We start from the raw sequence: 12,529 nt of genomic DNA, 5'->3' as shown, positions 1-12,529 counted from the left end.
GCGCCGCGAGTACGAAGGACCATCTGATGATCACAGCAAGGAAGGCGCTCGGCGCCCTGGCGCTGATGACTGCGCTGGCTGTCACGGCCGCTTGCGGTGCGTCCGACGCCGGTTCGTCGGCGGGTAGCACGGACGTGAAGCTGCGAATGACGGTCTGGACCTCGAACGAGGATCAACTCAAACTCTTCGACGCCATCGGTGCCGCGTACCGTGCGGAGCACCCGGAGGTCTCCTCGATCACGTTCGAGAGTCTCCCGTTCGCGGACTACAACACCACGCTCACCACACAGATCGCCGGCGGCAACGCGCCCGACCTGGCCTGGATGGGTGACCTGTCCAAGGACCTGATCGCTGCCGACGCTCTGGTCGGTCTGACCGACAAACTGAAGGCGACCGACGGCTGGAAGTACGACGACCTGGAAGACAGCGCGACCAAGGAGTTCAGCCGCGACGGCACGCTGTACGCGTACCCGTTCTCGAACTCGCCGTTCGCCCTCTACGTGAACACCGACCTGCTCGCCAAAGCCGGCCAGAAGATCGACCCGAAGATGCTGACCTGGGACCAGGTCGCCGCTGCGGGCGCCGCCGTACACGCCAAGACCGGTAAGGCCGGCCTCGTGATCCGCGACTTCGACTACAACGCCTGGAACATGCTGGCCACGGTCTGGACCGGCTTCGGCGCGGCGGCCTGGAGCCCCGACGGCAAGACCTGCACGTTCGGCAGCCCACAGATGCAGCAGGCCTTCACGTTCCTGCACGACGCCGCGTTCAAATCCAAGGCGATGCCTGGTCCCGGCACGAAGGCGGACTTCTTCGCCGGCGACGCGGCCTTCACCGTCGCCCAGGTCTCGCGGGCGTCGCTGCTCACCGGATCGTTCAAGTTCGGCCTCTATCCACTGCCCGCCGGGCCGGCCGGCCGGTACGCCGTACTCGGCCAGGCCGGGGTCGGCGTGCTTGCCGCGAGCAAGCATCCTGAGCAGGCCACGGACTTCCTCGCCTACCTCACGAATCCGGCGAACGCGGAGAAGCTGGCCCAGTTCTTCCCGCCGCCCCGCAAGTCGCTGCTGACAGGCACCAAGCTGGCGGCGAACAACAAGGTGCTGTCCGCGGCGCAACTGCAGGCAGTCGTGGTCGACCAGCTGCCGAACGCGGTCACGCTCCCCAACCACACCAAGCCGGCCGAGATCGCCCAGAAGGGCAAGACGGCGCTGGACGCCCTGTGGAAGCCGGACGCTGATATTCCTGCCGTGCTGAACTCGGTCTGCGCCGCGATCCAACCGATCCTGGGGAAGTGATGGCGTACTGGACGACGCGCCGTCGGGACGTCCTGACCGGGTACGTCTTCATCGCGCCGCAGCTGCTCGGTGTGGCGGTGTTCGTGCTGGTGCCGGTCGCGATGGCGATCTGGTACAGCCTGAACAAGTGGAACGTCTTCACCGGTCGGCAGACGTTCGCCGGCGGCGACAACTGGGCCGCGCTGGCGTCGGACCCGCAGCTGCCTTCGGTGCTGCTGGCAACGGTTCTGTTCTCCGGCGGTGTCGTCGTCCTGAACATCGGTCTCGGGCTGCTGATCGCGGTCCTGCTGAACCGGAGGTTCCGCGGTGCGACCTTCTTCCGCACCTTGTTCTTCTCGCCGGTCGTGGTCTCGGTGGTGGCCTGGACGCTGGTCTGGGGATTCCTGCTCCAGGACAACGGCGGGATCAACGGACTGCTCGGCGCGATCGGGCTCGACGGGCCGAACTGGCTGCAGCACGGTGACACCGCGATGGTGTCGGTGATCGTCAGCCAGGTGGTCCGCAGCGTCGGAGTGAACATGGTGCTGTTCCTGGCGGCCCTCCAAGGCGTGCCGTCCGAGCTGTACGAGGCCGCGCGCATCGATGGTGCGCGCGGCCGGGCGATCTTCGCCCGGATCACGCTGCCGATGATCTCGCCGACGCTGCTGCTGACCGCGATCATCACGGTGGTCGGGGCGCTGCAGTCGTTCGCGCAGATCGCCGTACTGACCGGTGGTGGGCCGGAGCTGAGCACCACAGTGCTCGTGTACTACGTCTTCCAGCAAGCCTTCGAGTTCAACAACATCGGGTACGGGTCGACGCTCGCGCTGATGCTGCTGAGCTTCGTGATGGTGCTGACCCTGCTGCAATGGCAGCTGCGCAAGAGATGGGTGTTCCATGAGCAGTAGACCATCGGTGCTCCGGCGGGCGCTCCTGGTGACAGCACTCGCCGTGCTCGCGGTTCCGTTCGTGGTGCCCACCGTCTGGATGGTGGCCGCGTCGGTGAAGCCGTTGCCGGAGATCTTCAAGTCGCCACCGTCGTTGTGGACCGATCACCCGACGCTGGCGGCGTACGGCGAGGCGTTCAGCTTCCAGCCGTTCGCGCGGCAGTACGTGAACAGCCTGTACATCGCCGTACTGGTCACGCTGATCACGTTGCTGGTTTCGAGCCTCGCCGGCTACGCCTTCGCGCGGATCAAGTTCCCGGGTGCGAACGCGCTGTTCCTCGTGGTGCTCACCGGCCTACTGGTGCCGAGCGAGGTGACGATCGTGCCGCTGTTCCAGCTCTTCAAGCAGGCCGGGATGATCAACACGCACTGGCCGCTGATCCTGGTCACCGCATTGGCCGCGCCGTGCGTGCTCGCGACGTTCATCATGCGGCAGTTCTTCATCGCGCTGCCTGCGGAGCTGGAAGAAGCCGGGCGCCTGGACGGACTCGGCCGACCGGGACTGTGGTGGCGGATCTGCCTGCCGCTGGCCCGGCCGGCGCTGTCCGCGGTCGCGATCCTGACCTTCCTCGCCTCGTGGAACCTCTACCTGGAGCCCACCGTGTACCTGACCTCACCGGAGCTCTTCACCCTGCCGCAAGCCTTGACCCGCTTCACCGACGCGTACGGCGGCGAGATGTGGAACACTCAACTCGCCGCCGCCACGATGACCGTGCTCCCGGTCCTGATCGTGTTCGTCGTCGCTCAACGGCACTTCGTCGAAGGCCTGGCGCACTCGGGGCTCAAATGACCGGGACGCTGGTCTTCGAGCACGATCGCGTGCACATGCGCGTCGATCACGGGATCTTCGAGCTGTTCGAGCGTTCCAACGTGATCAGGTCCTACCGGACGCCGCTGAGCTGGGTGCGTGTCCGGGCTCAGCTACGCAAACGCGGCGTCATCATGCTGCACTTCTCGTACGTCGTGGACCTCGACGAGCCGATCTACGCGCACCTGATGAGCAGCGTGAGCTCGTTGGCCACCGTCGAGATCCCGGTGACCGACGAGCCGCTGTTCCGCGCGTTCTTCGCCGAGCTGGCCGAACTGTCGAACCGCTCGATCGGCTAGCTCATTGCCGCGCGGCCTTCAGGTGGTCGGTGGCGATGGCTTCGAGGTGGGTGAGGTCGGAGGCCACGGTGGCGAAGGTGTAGCCCTGGGTGAGACGGAGGTTGGCGGTTTTGCCGTCCGGGGTGTGGATGCCGGCGGCGACCCCTGCCTCGGCGGCGGCCTTGGCGATGACTTCCAGGGCGTTGTCGAAGTCGTCCGCGACCTCGGGGTCGTTGGGGTAGCGTCCGCCCACGGCGAGGCACAGGTCGGACGGGCCGACGTAAATCCCGTCGACGCCGGGGGTCGCGCAGATCTCGGCGACGTTGGCCAGGCCCTGCGGTGTCTCGATCATCGCGAGGACGACGGTTGCCGCGTCGGCCTCCGCCGGAACCGGACCGAAGCGCAGGCCGGACCGCATCGGACCGTAGGACCGGATGCCGGCGCCCGGATACCTGGCGGCAGCGACGGCGCGGGCCGCGTCCTCGGCAGTGTCGACCAACGGAACGATGACACCGGCCGCGCCGGCATCCAGCGCCCGGCCGATCGGGGTCGCGTCGTTGGCTTCCACTCGGACCAGGCCGACTGCGCCCGCGCCGGCCGCTCCGGTGCTCAGCGTGGCGCCCGCGTCGACTGCCATCAGGCCGGAGAGCAGGCCCTGGTACCCGAGCAGGCCGTGCTGACCGTCGAGCGCCACGTAGTCGTACCCGATCCGTGCGATCCGTTCGGTCGCGACCGGCGCGTCCAGCACGACCCAGTACCCGATCAGCTGCTCGCGGGCCCGCAGCCGTTCGGCGAAGTTGTTGGCGGTCATAGCTTCTCCTTCATCGGTTGTACGACGGCATCGGGCCGCGCAGCCGGAGTCCGACGGCGTCGCAGACCTCGAGCGTGGCGGGGGACAGGGGACCGGCGCGCAGGGCGGCGATGTTGCTGCGGAGGTGTTCGGTCCGCGAGCCGCCGATCAGCACCGAGTTGACTCCCGGTCGATGGGCGACCCAACGCATCGACAGCTCGGCGAGCGTGATTCCTTCGGCTTCGGCGAGCTTGCCGAGTTCGTCGACGGCTTCGAAGAGGTCCGCGTTCCAGTACCGGTCGGCGTACATCGAGGCGAGCCGGGAGTCGCCGAAGCGGCCGTGCTCGGGCCGCTGCTCGAACCGGTGCCGACCGGTCAGCAGTCCACCGCCCAGCGGGTTGTAGACAACTGTCTGCAGACCGCCGACGAGCGCGGACTCGACGTACTCCTCCTCGATCCGCCGGGCCAGCAGGTTGTACAGCTGCTGCGCGACGACCGGGTCGGGGACGCCGGCCGCGGCGGCGAGCCGGCGCAGTTCGACGATCTGCCAGGCGGCGAAGTTCGACACGCCCCAGGCCGCGATCTTGCCCTCGGCAAGCAGTTCGCCGATCACGCCGACGGTCTCCGCCAACGGCGTCGACCGGTCCGGCTGGTGCAGGTAGAACAGATCGACGGAGGACGTCTGCAACCGTCGCAGGCTCGCCTCGACACACCGCCGTACGCCGTCCTTCGACAGCGGTGCCGCATCGCCGGCGTCGGGATGCGGGATGCCGGCCTTGGTCGCGAGCACGACCTGGTCGCGCCGCGTCCGCAGCAGCTCACCGAGCATCGACTCGCTGGCGCCACCGGCGTACCCGTTGGCGGTGTCGATCGCGGTGACGCCGAGCTCGAGCGCGATGTCGAGCATCTCGGCCGCGACCCGCTCGTCCACGGTGTCGCCGAACGTCATCGTGCCCAGCACGATCGGCGGCAGCGTCATGCGAACTTCCCGCGCGGCACGCGGACGTACTTGATCGCGTCCCGGTAGTAGGAGTACGAGATGTGCGCGTCACCGGCGGTGTCGACCACGACCGTCGGGTACGACATCTCGGCGCCGGGGCGCTTGCGCGGCAGGTCCTTCTCCGGGCCGATGGTGTCTTCGTTCTCGAGGTCCAGCACCTTCGTCCAGGTCAGGCCGTCGTCGCGCGAGCTGAACAGGCTCAGCGGAAGTCGCGGCTGTCCCCAGACCGCGTGCTTCTCCAGCGGCACTGCCTCGCCCGGCGCGGTGACCTTGTGCTTGTCGCCGACCACCGGACCGTCGCCGAGCGGCGCTTCGGCCGGCGCGGAGATCGGGTTCGCGACCATCAGCAGCACGCCGCCGCCCGCGTTCGTGACCTGGATCGACGAGTTGTTGTTCGGTACGTCGAGCGCCGCAGGCACTGTCCAGGTCTTGCCCTCGTCCGTGGACGTCGACCGATACACCGCGTCGGCCCACCGGCTCCGGAAGAACCCGGCCAGCTCACCGTTGTCCAGAGCAACGATGCACATGTGGACGGCGCCGGTGCTGTCCGGCACCTCGACCTCGGACCAGGACGCGCCACCGTTCTCGGTGATCGCCACCGCGCTCGTGTCCGCGTCACCCCGCCACTGCCGCCCGGGCAGTTGGTGGCAGTGGAAGATCGGCAGCAGCCAGTGCTTGTCACCGAGCTGCACGACGCCCTGCCGGATGAACGTCCCCACGGTCCCGAACAGGGTCTCCGGCTCGCTCCAGGTGGCGCCGAGATCGGTGGACCGCTGCTGCAGGACGACCGCGGTGTCCTGCGCGCCGTACTCCTGCGCGGTGTAGAGCGCCCAGAGGTCGCCGTTCGGCAGGGTGGCGAGCACCGGATTCTGCTCGGAACGCGCATCGTCGCGCGAAACGCGCACCGGCGGCGTCCAGGTGTCCGCACCGGCCGGCAGCCGGGAGAAGTAGATGTAGATGTCCGGCCGGCCCTCGGTGGAGCCGCCGAACCAGGCACAGCCCAGCGATCCATCGGGCAGCCAGGCCAGGAACGAGGCGTGATTCTCGGCGCAGGGCGTCGGAATCAGGGCTTCGGACAGGTCGGGATCGGCGGCGTTCGGCCGGACGGCACCGTCGGCCCGGACACTCGGAGTGCTCACGTCTGCTCCTCGAATCGGCGGAAAAGTCGCGCTCTTCGCGCAACTCTAGCAGCGTCTTTCGCGCAAGTCTTTGCTAAGGTGGGTGCTACCGGAGGAAAGGAGCCACCCATGGTCGACGCCAGGACAGGCCACACCGCAGCAGAAGTCGTCAAGCCGCTGCGTTCGCGAGACCGGCGGGAGGAGATCCTCCGGCTGGCGACCGAGAGCGGGCTGGCCAGTGTCGAGCAGTTGGCCGAGTGGTTCGGGGTGACCGCGTCGACGATCCGGCGCGACCTCGCGCGGCTCAGCGAGAGCGGCCGACTAGCGCGGACGTACGGCGGCGCCATCGCCGTGCCGAGCTGGACCGAGTTGTCGCTGTCGCAGCGGGACACCGAGGCGCACTCCGCGAAGCGCGCGATCGCCCGCTGGGCCGCGGCGCAGATCGAGCCCGGGAGTTCCGTCCTGCTCGATGCGGGCACGACCGTCGCCCTCGTCGCGCGCGAGCTCCAGACCGACGCGAACCTGACGGTCACCACCGCGAGCATCCCGGTGCTCGGTCACGTGCAGGGCCGCGACGACATCACCACGCACTGTCTCGGTGGCCGGTTGCGCGCGATGAGCGACGCGTTCGTCGGTCCGCTGACGGAGGCCGCGCTGGACCGGATGAGCTTCGATGCCGCGTTCCTCGGGGCCGACGGCGTGACCAGTGACGGCGGGATCTGCGAGGCCGAGCTCGAGCAGACCCGGTTGAAGGAACTGATGGCCCGCCGGGCGAACACGGTGTATGTGCTGGTCCACGCGGCCAAGCTCAACCACCGCCCGTTCCGCTCCTGGGCGCGGCTGGACGGTCCGTTCACCATCGTCACCGACGACGAGGCGCCCGCCGACGTGGTCGAGGAGTTCCGCCGCGCCGGCCGGGATCTGGTGGTCGTGCCTCGCGAGTCCTCCCGATGACAGCCCTGGTCATCCATGCCGACGACCTGACCGGGGCCGCCGAAACCGCTGCCCTGTTCCGCCACGTCAGCCTGCACGGCACGTCCCTGCACCTGCATTCCACGACACCCGGCGACGGCCTGACCGTGATCGACCTGGACACCAGGCACCTGCCCGCCGACCAGGCCGAGCGCTCGGCCCGTACGGCGCTCGCCGCCGGCACCCCGATCTTCACCAAGCTCGACTCAATGCTCCGCGGTAACTACGCCGCCCACCTGCGCGCGCTCGACCCGACCGAGCACCCGGTCGTCCTCACACCCGCACTCCCGGCCGCCGGGCGCAGCGTCGTGAACGGCCGGCTCCTCCTTCCCGACCGCGCTTCGATCGACGTGTCCGACGTACTCGCAGACCTCCCGACCTCCGTGATCGGCCCGTCGTTCGAGGTGGCGCCCAGCGGGATCGCGGTCGCCGACGCGGCCACGGACGAGGACCTCGACCGTCTGGTCGACGCCACCTGGGACGTCCCCGGCATCCGGTACGTCGGCGCCGGCGGGCTGGCCGCCGCGATCGCCCGCCGGTTGGCGACCGGCGCCCCACCGACGCCGTCGCTCAGCGCTGCGACCGGCGTCCTGTACGTCGTCGGCACCGCCGAACCCGTCGTCAACGAGCAGATCCAGGCGCTGCGCGAGTGCACCGACATCGAGTGCGCGACCGTCACTCTCGACGAACTGCTCCCGATGGACCGGCTGGCCGCAGCGCTGGACTCCGGCGCCGGCGTGATCCTGAAGGCCCCGGTCACGCCGTCCGACGCCGCTGTCGTCGCCAACACGCTCGCCGCCGCCACCTACGAGCTTCTTGCCCAGAGCAACGGTCAGCCGGCCCTCGTGCTGACCGGTGGTCACACCGCCCGCACCGTGCTGGACAGTCTCGGCATCGATCACCTCACGGTCGTCGACGAGATCCATCACGGCGCGGTCCTGTCCCACACCCGCGACGGTCGGCCAGTGGTCACCCGTCCCGGGAGCTTCGGCGAACGCGATTCGTTCGCCGCCATCCACGCCGTACTCCGCCCGTACTCCGTCCGGAAGGCCACCACATCGTGACAACCCCAGCCCCTCAGGAACTGCCCCGGATCGCCGTCACCATGGGCGACGGCGCCGGTGTCGGTCCGGAAGTCTGTGTCGGCGCGCTGATCGCGCCCGAGGTCGCCGAGCTCTGCCGCCCGATCGTCATCGGTGACGCGGAACGGCTCCGTCAGGCCGCCACCATCCTCGGTGTCAGCGCCGAGATCGTCGCCGTCGAGAAGGTCGAGGACGCGCAGTTCGCCCCCGGTCGGATCAACGTCGTCGACCTTGCGCTGCTGCCCGCCGACCTCCCGTGGGGTGCCGTCAGCGCGGTCGCCGGCGACGCGGCGTACCACTATGTCCGGGTCGCGGCCGAGCTCGCCCAGGCTCACCAGGTCTCGGCGATCTGTACGGCGCCGTTGAACAAGGAAGCCCTGCACGCCGGCGGCCACCTGTATCCGGGCCACACCGAGATGCTCGCCGACCTCACCGGTACCGAGGAGGTGTCGATGATGCTGTCGACGCCGAAGGTGAAGGTGATCCACGTGACCACGCACATCGGCCTGATCGACGCCGTCGCGCGGATCGAGCCGGGCCTGGTCGAGCGGACGATCCGCCGTGGGTACGCCGCGATGCAGAGCGCCGGAATCGCCGAACCGAAGATCGGCGTCTGCGCGATCAACCCGCACGCCGGCGAGAACGGCCTGTTCGGGTACGGCGAGGAGGCGGAGAAGATCGAGCCCGCCATCACCGTGGTCCGCGCCGACGGGATCGACGCCCGCGGACCGCTGCCCGCCGACACCGCGTTCTTCCTGGCCGGTCGGGGTGACTACGACCTCATCGTCGCGATGTACCACGACCAGGGCCACGGCCCGGTGAAGGTGCTCGGCATCGAGACCGGCGTGAACATCACCGTCGGCCTGCCGGTGATCCGGACGTCGGTCGACCACGGGACGGCCTTCGACATCGCCGGCACCGGAACGGTCACGGTGGACAGCATGATCGAGGCGCTCCGCCAGGCGGCCGAGATGTCGCGAGCGGTGGTCAGCGGCTCAGTCGCGTGACACAGAGGCGATCTGTACGTCGACCCCGTGCCTGCGGAACTCCGCAACGGCCACGGGGTCGGCGGCCTCGTCCGTGATCAAGGTCCAGCCGTTCGGAAGCGGCGCCCAGGCGTGGAACGGGCGATGCCCGAGCTTCGCGGCATGCGCCAGAACATAGGTCTTCGCCGACTGCGCGGCCATCACTTCCTTGACCCGGGTCTGCCGCAGATCGGCCTCGTTGATCCCGTCGACGGCCGAGATCCCGTCACCGCCGAGGAACACCCGGTCGAACGTCATCCGCTCGAGCGCGATCTCCGTCAACGGACCGACCAGTCCGTGGCTGAGATGCCGCAGCGTCCCGCCCAGGCACTCCACGTGCACCTGCGGGGAGTCGGCGAGGATCATCATCGCGTCAAGACTGGCGGTCACTACCGTGACGCCCTCGCTCGCGCGCAGTTCGTGCGCCAGCGCGCTGACCGTCGAGCCGGCGTCGAGGAGCACGGTCTCACCCGGCTGGATGTCGGCCGCGGCCCGGTGCGCGATCGCGCGCTTGGCCTCGAAGGCCTCGCCGAGCCGCTGTTTCATCGAGGCCTCGTGCGACGTGAGCACGGGGATCGCGCCGCCGTACGTGCGGGCCAGCTCACCCACGCGGGTCAGCTCGGCCAGGTCCCGGCGAATCGTCGAGGCCGCCACCTGATAGGCGGCGGCCAACTCGGCAACGGTTCCGATGCCGACACTCTTCGCCCGCCGGACGATATCCGCCCGGCGTTCGTCTCCCGGCAGTCTCCTCACGCGGACCTGAACCCCCGTTCGTCGAGGAACACCGTCAATCCACCCACCACGCTGACACCGAAGAATACGGCCAGTGCGGGGTATCGGCCCATCACGAACGACAGCACCACCGCGACCGCGACGATCAGGAACGTCGCGGCCGGGTGCGACAGCGCGTACCACCACGCCGTCCGGATCGTGTCCCGGGCCGGTCCGCGGTCGCGCACGTAGAAGTAGGGGAGGTGCACGACGGTGACGATCACCATCGCCCCGACTGCCACGGCGAGCGCGAACATCACCTGGCCGAGCGGGCCGCCCTGACCGCGGGCGATCATCGCGTCCGCGACCAGGAGCGTCCCGACCAGCACAACGGCGTACCCGAGGAGGTTCGCGCGCAGCAGGTCGGCGCGAACCTCGGTCCAGAACAGGCGGGCGGTCCGCTGCTCCCGGCTCTCCGGATCGGTCAGCCAGCGACGCAGTACGGCGTACATCGCGGCCGTGGCCGGGAACGCGCCGAGGACGATACCGCCGGCCAGCGTGGTGGCGAGCCAGAGCAGGTTCAGCCAGGCCAGCCGCGCGATCCAGTCACAGGCCACCGCGACACTCGAGTTCACCCGGATCATCGGATCACCCCTTGACCGCGCCGGTCAGGATGCCCTTGCTGAAGTAGCGCTGGGCCCAAGGGTAGAAGCACAGGATCGGCACGATCGCGAACACCATCGTCGCCGCCTGGATGTTCACCGGGTAGATCTGGTGCCCGTGCGACTGGATCTGCTGGAACGACGCCGAGTCCGCGTCGCCGGCGATCAGCAGGTTGTACAGCACCAGCTGGATCGGGGCGAGCGAGCGGTCCCGGAAGTAAATCAGCGGGATCAGGAACGAGTTCCAGATCTGCACCGCGTAGAAGATCGCGATGGTCGCGATCACCGGACGGGACAGCGGCAGGTAGATCCGCCACATCACCTGCAGGTCGTTGGCGCCGTCAACGAACGCCGACTCCTCCAGCTCGTCCGGGATCGTGCGCAGGAACGAGATCGTGACGATCAGCAGGAACGTGCTGAACCCCCACGGGATCACCATCACCAGCCAGTTGTCGACGAAGCCGAGCTTCTGGTTGACGATGTACGCCGGCACGATGCCCGCGTCGAAGATCCAGGTGACGATGAACCCCATCAGGATCACGCCGGCGCCGACCAGCCGCTTCTTCGACAGCGCGTACCCGGTGAGGAACGTGATCACGACCGAGAACGCCGTACCGGCGGCGGTGTACCACGCGGAGTTGAGCACGCCGCGCAGGATGCCGAGCCGCGGCGTCCCGAGGACGTAGCGGTAGGTCTCGATGTTCAGGCCGCGCGGCCAGCCGAACACGTGCCCGGCGGCGACGAACCGGCCGTCGGACAGCGACACCGAGATGATGTACAGGAACGGGTAGATGCACAGCAGCGCGATGATCACCAGGATCGTCGTGTTGACCACGCCGAACGCGCTGATCCGGGATCGCTGGGACGTGACAGCCATCAGAACAACCCCGAATCGTTGACCTTCTTGGCGGCCCGGTTGGCCGCAACGACCATCACCAGCGCGATCACGCCCTGGATCAGACCGACCGCCGCGCCGTAGCTGTAGTTGGGGAACCCGCGGGACGCGAACGCCTGCCGGTAGACGTAGGTCTGGATCACGTCCGCCGTCTCGTACACGCTCGGGTTGTACATCAGCAGGATCTTGTCCAGGTCGACCGTCAGCACCTGCCCGATCGCCAGGATCAGCATCACGATCATCATCGGCCGGATCGACGGCAGCGTGACGTGCCACATCTGCTTCCAGCGCCCGGCGCCGTCGATCTGCGCCGCCTCGTACAGCGCCGGCGAGATCGAGGCCATCGCCGCGATGTAGATGATCGTGCCGTAGCCGAACGTCTGCCACACGTTCATCCCGATGTAGAGCGGGCGGAACCAGTTCGGCTCGGCGAAGAAGAACACCGAGTGCCCGCCGAACGCCTCGATCACCTTGTTCACCAGACCGCCCTGCGGCGACAGCAAGGTGTAGAGGATGCTGACCAGCACCGCCGACGAGATGAAGTACGGCACGAAGCTGAGCGTCTGCACCGACTTCTTCAGCCACTTGGTGCGTACTTCGTTCAGGAACAGCGCGAAGATGATCGGGATCGGGAACGAGAACAACAGCGTCCCGAACGCCAGCAGCACCGTGTTCTTCACCAGCTTGAGGACCCCGGGGTCGCTGAGGAACCGCTGGAACTGGTCGAACCCGACCCAGTGGCTCCCGCTGATGCCCTGGAACGGGCTGTACTGCTGGAACGCGATCACCAGTGCGCCGACCGGCGCGAACTTGAACACCACCAGGTGGATCAGGCCCGGGACGAGGATCAGGTACAGCAACTTGTCGCGGCGCAGCGACCGCCCGAGCCGGGCGAGTCGGCCGCGGCCACCGGCCGGCCGCGGGGGAGCGGCCGGCCCGGTGGGCGGGGGGGGGAGGTCAGGCGGCG

The 12,529-nt window shown here is 68.5% G+C and carries 14 protein-coding genes; 7 read left to right on the top strand and 7 right to left on the bottom strand.

Annotated features, from left to right (window positions below; translation table 11 throughout):
• Window positions 1-26 precede the first annotated feature (26 nt).
• Genes ACWGID_RS04850 through ACWGID_RS04835 form a run of 4 tightly spaced genes read left to right on the top strand, consistent with a single transcriptional unit; the run spans window position 27 to window position 3,328 of the window.
• Window positions 27-1,295 carry an ABC transporter substrate-binding protein gene (locus ACWGID_RS04850; RefSeq protein WP_452194478.1) on the top strand — a complete coding sequence of 423 codons (1,269 nt, stop codon included), beginning with the start codon at window positions 27-29 and terminating at the stop codon, window positions 1,293-1,295.
• Window positions 1,295-2,182 carry a carbohydrate ABC transporter permease gene (locus ACWGID_RS04845; RefSeq protein ID WP_452194698.1) on the top strand — a complete coding sequence of 296 codons (888 nt, stop codon included), beginning with the start codon at window positions 1,295-1,297 and terminating at the stop codon, window positions 2,180-2,182. Before ACWGID_RS04850 ends, ACWGID_RS04845 begins: the two co-directional genes overlap by 1 nt.
• A complete protein-coding gene (locus ACWGID_RS04840) occupies window positions 2,172-3,011 on the top strand; it encodes a carbohydrate ABC transporter permease (RefSeq protein WP_452194476.1) in 840 nt (279 codons plus the stop codon). Before ACWGID_RS04845 ends, ACWGID_RS04840 begins: the two co-directional genes overlap by 11 nt.
• A complete protein-coding gene (locus ACWGID_RS04835) occupies window positions 3,008-3,328 on the top strand; it encodes a hypothetical protein (protein WP_452194474.1) in 321 nt (106 codons plus the stop codon). Before ACWGID_RS04840 ends, ACWGID_RS04835 begins: the two co-directional genes overlap by 4 nt.
• A 1-nt stretch (window position 3,329) precedes the next feature.
• On the opposite strand, the gene ACWGID_RS04830 is transcribed toward ACWGID_RS04835, so the two are convergent.
• From ACWGID_RS04830 to ACWGID_RS04820, 3 genes are read right to left on the bottom strand one after another with little or no spacing between them, the layout of a single operon-like run.
• Window positions 3,330-4,118 (bottom strand): HpcH/HpaI aldolase family protein, encoded by a 789-nt coding sequence (locus ACWGID_RS04830; RefSeq protein ID WP_452194472.1) that lies wholly within the window; start codon window positions 4,116-4,118, stop codon window positions 3,330-3,332.
• Window positions 4,119-4,128: 10 nt separating this feature from the next.
• Complete coding sequence (locus ACWGID_RS04825) at window positions 4,129-5,076, bottom strand: aldo/keto reductase (RefSeq protein WP_452194470.1); 948 nt, start codon at window positions 5,074-5,076, stop codon at window positions 4,129-4,131.
• On the bottom strand, window positions 5,073-6,236 hold the full coding sequence (locus ACWGID_RS04820) for a sialidase family protein (RefSeq protein WP_452194468.1): 1,164 nt from the start codon (window positions 6,234-6,236) through the stop codon (window positions 5,073-5,075). Before ACWGID_RS04820 ends, ACWGID_RS04825 begins: the two co-directional genes overlap by 4 nt.
• A gap of 108 nt (window positions 6,237-6,344) precedes the next feature.
• Between ACWGID_RS04820 and ACWGID_RS04815 the strand changes: the two genes are divergently transcribed.
• Genes ACWGID_RS04815 through pdxA form a run of 3 tightly spaced genes read left to right on the top strand, consistent with a single transcriptional unit; the run spans window position 6,345 to window position 9,276 of the window.
• The gene (locus ACWGID_RS04815) at window positions 6,345-7,169 is read left to right on the top strand and encodes a DeoR/GlpR family DNA-binding transcription regulator (protein ID WP_452194466.1); all 825 of its coding nucleotides are present in this window, start codon (window positions 6,345-6,347) and stop codon (window positions 7,167-7,169) included.
• A complete protein-coding gene (locus tag ACWGID_RS04810) occupies window positions 7,166-8,251 on the top strand; it encodes a four-carbon acid sugar kinase family protein (RefSeq protein ID WP_452194465.1) in 1,086 nt (361 codons plus the stop codon). The genes ACWGID_RS04815 and ACWGID_RS04810 overlap by 4 nt, the downstream gene beginning before the upstream one ends.
• Entirely contained in the window at window positions 8,248-9,276 is a 1,029-nt protein-coding gene (pdxA, locus tag ACWGID_RS04805; RefSeq protein ID WP_452194463.1) for a 4-hydroxythreonine-4-phosphate dehydrogenase PdxA, read from the top strand. Before ACWGID_RS04810 ends, pdxA begins: the two co-directional genes overlap by 4 nt.
• Here the strand turns inward: pdxA and ACWGID_RS04800 are convergent.
• The 4 genes from ACWGID_RS04800 to ACWGID_RS04785 form a co-directional block, all read right to left on the bottom strand.
• Window positions 9,265-10,047 carry a DeoR/GlpR family DNA-binding transcription regulator gene (locus tag ACWGID_RS04800; protein ID WP_452194462.1) on the bottom strand — a complete coding sequence of 261 codons (783 nt, stop codon included), beginning with the start codon at window positions 10,045-10,047 and terminating at the stop codon, window positions 9,265-9,267. The genes pdxA and ACWGID_RS04800 overlap by 12 nt on opposite strands.
• Complete coding sequence (locus tag ACWGID_RS04795; protein ID WP_452194460.1) at window positions 10,044-10,649, bottom strand: YesL family protein; 606 nt, start codon at window positions 10,647-10,649, stop codon at window positions 10,044-10,046. The genes ACWGID_RS04800 and ACWGID_RS04795 overlap by 4 nt, the downstream gene beginning before the upstream one ends.
• Before the next feature lie 4 nt (window positions 10,650-10,653).
• Entirely contained in the window at window positions 10,654-11,544 is an 891-nt protein-coding gene (locus tag ACWGID_RS04790) for a carbohydrate ABC transporter permease (protein ID WP_452194458.1), read from the bottom strand.
• Window positions 11,544-12,529 (bottom strand): ABC transporter permease (locus tag ACWGID_RS04785; protein ID WP_452194456.1); only part of this gene is annotated, 986 nt, incomplete at its 5' end. The genes ACWGID_RS04790 and ACWGID_RS04785, both read right to left, overlap by 1 nt.

Source organism: Kribbella sp. NPDC054772, assembly GCF_053611945.1.
The sequence above is the reverse complement of the archived record's forward strand: the minus strand, read 5'-3'. Positions and strand labels throughout refer to the sequence as shown.

What these genes read in the sequence shown, in the direction of transcription:
- ACWGID_RS04850 (WP_452194478.1), top strand. Translation starts at nt 27, where the DNA reads ATGATCACAGCAAGGAAGGCGCTCGGCGCCCTGGCGCTGATGACTGCG.
- ACWGID_RS04845 (WP_452194698.1), top strand. Translation starts at nt 1,295, where the DNA reads ATGGCGTACTGGACGACGCGCCGTCGGGACGTCCTGACCGGGTACGTC.
- ACWGID_RS04840 (WP_452194476.1), top strand. Translation starts at nt 2,172, where the DNA reads ATGAGCAGTAGACCATCGGTGCTCCGGCGGGCGCTCCTGGTGACAGCA.
- ACWGID_RS04835 (WP_452194474.1), top strand. Translation starts at nt 3,008, where the DNA reads ATGACCGGGACGCTGGTCTTCGAGCACGATCGCGTGCACATGCGCGTC.
- ACWGID_RS04830 (WP_452194472.1), bottom strand. Translation starts at nt 4,118, where the DNA reads ATGACCGCCAACAACTTCGCCGAACGGCTGCGGGCCCGCGAGCAGCTG.
- ACWGID_RS04825 (WP_452194470.1), bottom strand. Translation starts at nt 5,076, where the DNA reads ATGACGCTGCCGCCGATCGTGCTGGGCACGATGACGTTCGGCGACACC.
- ACWGID_RS04815 (WP_452194466.1), top strand. Translation starts at nt 6,345, where the DNA reads ATGGTCGACGCCAGGACAGGCCACACCGCAGCAGAAGTCGTCAAGCCG.
- ACWGID_RS04810 (WP_452194465.1), top strand. Translation starts at nt 7,166, where the DNA reads ATGACAGCCCTGGTCATCCATGCCGACGACCTGACCGGGGCCGCCGAA.
- ACWGID_RS04795 (WP_452194460.1), bottom strand. Translation starts at nt 10,649, where the DNA reads ATGATCCGGGTGAACTCGAGTGTCGCGGTGGCCTGTGACTGGATCGCG.
- ACWGID_RS04790 (WP_452194458.1), bottom strand. Translation starts at nt 11,544, where the DNA reads ATGGCTGTCACGTCCCAGCGATCCCGGATCAGCGCGTTCGGCGTGGTC.